We start from the raw sequence: 2703 nt of genomic DNA, 5'->3' as shown, positions 1-2703 counted from the left end.
GCGGGCAGGCGTCGCCGCAGCCCATGGTGACCACCACGTCGGCGGCTTGGACGATCTCGTCCGTCCACGGCTTCGGATACTCACGCGAGATGTCGATGCCGCGCTCCGCCATCGCCTGGACCGCGACGGGGTTGACCTGGTCGGCGGGCATCGAGCCGGCCGAGCGGACCTCGACGGCCCCGCCCGACAGGGCGGCAAGGAACCCGGCGGCCATCTGGGAGCGGCCGGCGTTGTGCACGCAGACGAACAGGACGCTGGGCTTGTCGGTGGTGGTGGACATGGGTGCTCCTCCTCAGTGGGTGGGGGCGAGGTCGTCGGCGAGTGCGGCGATGCGGCCGCTGAGGTGTTCGCGCAGGGGCCGGACTCCGTCGACGTCCCAGCCGGCGGGGTCAGGGAGCGGCCACGTCTCGTAGCGGACCCCGTCGACGTGCGGCAGGTCGAGCCCGGGCTTGAGCGCCACGACGACGTCGGCGGCCGCGACCGACTCGGTCGTCAGCAGGGTCGGCGTCCTGCCGGTCCAGTCGATCCCCAGCTCGGCGAGCGACGCGATGACGACCTCGCTGACGCGCTGCTCAGGATCCGTACCGGCCGACGCGACGTCCAGGCGGGCGCCGACCAGGGCCGTGGCGAGGCCCGCGGCGAGCTGTGAGCGACCGGCGTTGTGCACGCACACGAACAGGACCCTGGGGTTGGTGGTCATGCTCGGACCTCGGCTTCCACGGCGGCATCGGCCGGTCTCGCCGCCGGAGCCGGCACCGGGTAGAGAACGGCGATCGCGACGACGCCGAGGATCGCGCCGACGACCTGGGCGGCGATGAACGGCGGGACCGAAGCCGGGGCGATGCCGGCGAACGTGTCGGAGAAGACGCGGCCGATCGTGACGGCAGGGTTGGCGAAGGACGTCGAGCTCGTGAACCAGTACGCGGCCCCGATCCAGGCGGCGACTGCCGGGGCGGCGTAGGTCGCCCGGCCCGTGCGCACCAGCGACCAGATCAGCGCGACGAGGCCGGCGGTCGCCACGATCTCACCGAGCAGCAACCCCCCACCGGTGCGGGACGTCGAGGAGATCGCCGTGCTCACCCCGAACATCGCGTTCGCCAGCACCGAGCCGAGGACCGCGCCCAGAACCTGCGCGACGGCATACTGGCAGGCTTCGCGAAACGGGAGCCCGGTGCTCGTGCGGCGACCGAGCCACCAGTCGGCGAAGGACACGACCGGGTTGAGGTGCGCGCCGGAGACGGGTCCGAGGGCGGTGATGAGGACGGCGAGCCCGAAGACGGTCGCGACGCTGTTCTCGAGCAGCTGCAGTCCGACGTCGTCCGGGGACAGTCGGCCCGCGGCGATGCCCGAGCCGACCACGACTGCGACGAGCAGTGCGGTGCCGACCAGCTCGGCCGCAAGGCGCCGGACGAGAGGCGGTCGCGGCGGCTCGACCGGGCGTGTGGTGGTCACGGCGCACATCTTGACCATCTCGACGTCGGTCAGTCAAGATTGACTCAATGAACGCTGAGTGGAGTGCCCAGATCGAGCGCCGAGCGGCGCTGCATGGCGCCTTGTCCGACCCCGGACGCCTCGCCGTGGTCGATCTGCTCTCCCGGGGCGACGCGTCACCCTCGGAGCTCGCCGCGGAGCTCGGCATGCCGTCGAACCTCCTGGCGCACCACGTGAACCTCCTGGTTGAGCACGGCCTCGTCGAGCGGACGCGCTCTGAGGGCGACCGCCGACGCACGTACCTGCGGCTTCTGCCCACGGAGCTCGGCCCCATGACGAGCCCGCTCCCCCGACCCGACCGCGTGCTGTTCGTGTGCACCGCGAACTCCGCGCGCTCGCACCTGGCCGTCGCCCTCTGGGAGCGCGCCAGCGCCATCCCGGCTGCGTCGGCTGGAACACACCCCGCTGCGGCGATCGCTTCCGGCGCGCTCGCAGCTGCCCGCCGGCACGACCTCGACCTCGTCGGTCGCCGCCCGCAGGAGGTCGGCACCGTGCGGATGGCGGGGGACCTGGTCATCACCGTCTGCGACCGAGCGCACGAGGAGACGGGCCTCACGGCTGACGTGCACTGGTCCGTTCCCGACCCCGTGCCGGTCGGCACCGACGCCGCGTTCGACCGCGCCGTCGTGGAGCTCGAGCGTCGTGTCAGCCAGCTCGCGCCCCGCCTCGTCATGGCCTGACCACCTCCAAGGGGTACGACGATGTCCACCACCCCGTCCACCGGCCTCACGGTCGACCAGCAGCACGCGCTCCACACAGCCGCCGTCAGACTGCGGAGCGAGTTCGAGGGCTTGTTCGGCGTGCCGACGATCGAGCGGTTCCTGCTGACGTCCTACGACCAGTTCGCGGGACGCGCGACCGTCACGAACTACCTGCCGTTGCTCGCCGAGCGGTTCGCTCGTCAGCGGCTCCACGCCCTCGCGCGCGTGGAGGGAAGGGTCAGCGACGGCAAGCCGGTCGTCCTGTTCCTGTGCGTGCACAACGCCGGCCGCTCCCAGATGGCCCTCGGGTTCTTCGAGCACTTCGCGCAGAACGGAGCCGTCGCCTGGTCAGGCGGCTCAGAACCCGGCGACCAGGTGAACCCGGTCGCGGTCCAGGCGATGGCGGAGCGCGGCATCGACATCTCGCGTGAGTATCCGAAGCCGTGGACGGACGAGATCGTCCAAGCCGCCGACGTGGTGGTCACCATGGGCTGCGGCGACGCCTGCCCGC

The 2703-nt window shown here is 71.8% G+C and carries 5 protein-coding genes; 2 read left to right on the top strand and 3 right to left on the bottom strand.

Annotated features, from left to right (window positions below):
* The 3 genes from OMK64_RS19845 to OMK64_RS19835 all read right to left on the bottom strand — a co-directional run.
* The coding region (locus OMK64_RS19845) for an arsenate reductase ArsC (RefSeq protein ID WP_272730077.1) at nt 1-280 on the bottom strand (280 nt) is incomplete at its 3' end.
* Between the two features lie 12 nt (nt 281-292).
* Nucleotides 293-700 (bottom strand): arsenate-mycothiol transferase ArsC, encoded by a 408-nt coding sequence (locus OMK64_RS19840; protein ID WP_272730076.1) that lies wholly within the window; start codon nt 698-700, stop codon nt 293-295.
* Nucleotides 697-1452, bottom strand: a complete 756-nt coding sequence (locus tag OMK64_RS19835) for an aquaporin (RefSeq protein ID WP_272730075.1) — start codon at nt 1450-1452, stop codon at nt 697-699. Before OMK64_RS19835 ends, OMK64_RS19840 begins: the two co-directional genes overlap by 4 nt.
* A gap of 47 nt (nt 1453-1499) precedes the next feature.
* Here OMK64_RS19835 and OMK64_RS19830 point away from each other — a divergent pair, with 47 nt between their 5' ends.
* Both OMK64_RS19830 and OMK64_RS19825 read left to right on the top strand, forming a co-directional pair.
* Entirely contained in the window at nt 1500-2171 is a 672-nt protein-coding gene (locus OMK64_RS19830) for an arsenate reductase/protein-tyrosine-phosphatase family protein (RefSeq protein WP_272730074.1), read from the top strand.
* Between the two features lie 21 nt (nt 2172-2192).
* On the top strand, nt 2193-2703 hold a 511-nt coding region (locus OMK64_RS19825; protein ID WP_272730073.1), incomplete at its 3' end, for a three-helix bundle dimerization domain-containing protein.

This window comes from Cellulomonas fimi (genome assembly GCF_028527925.1).
Lineage (GTDB): Bacteria > Actinomycetota > Actinomycetes > Actinomycetales > Cellulomonadaceae > Cellulomonas > Cellulomonas fimi_C.
Note: the sequence above shows the minus strand (reverse complement) of the source record. Positions and strands in the feature narration are given on the sequence as shown.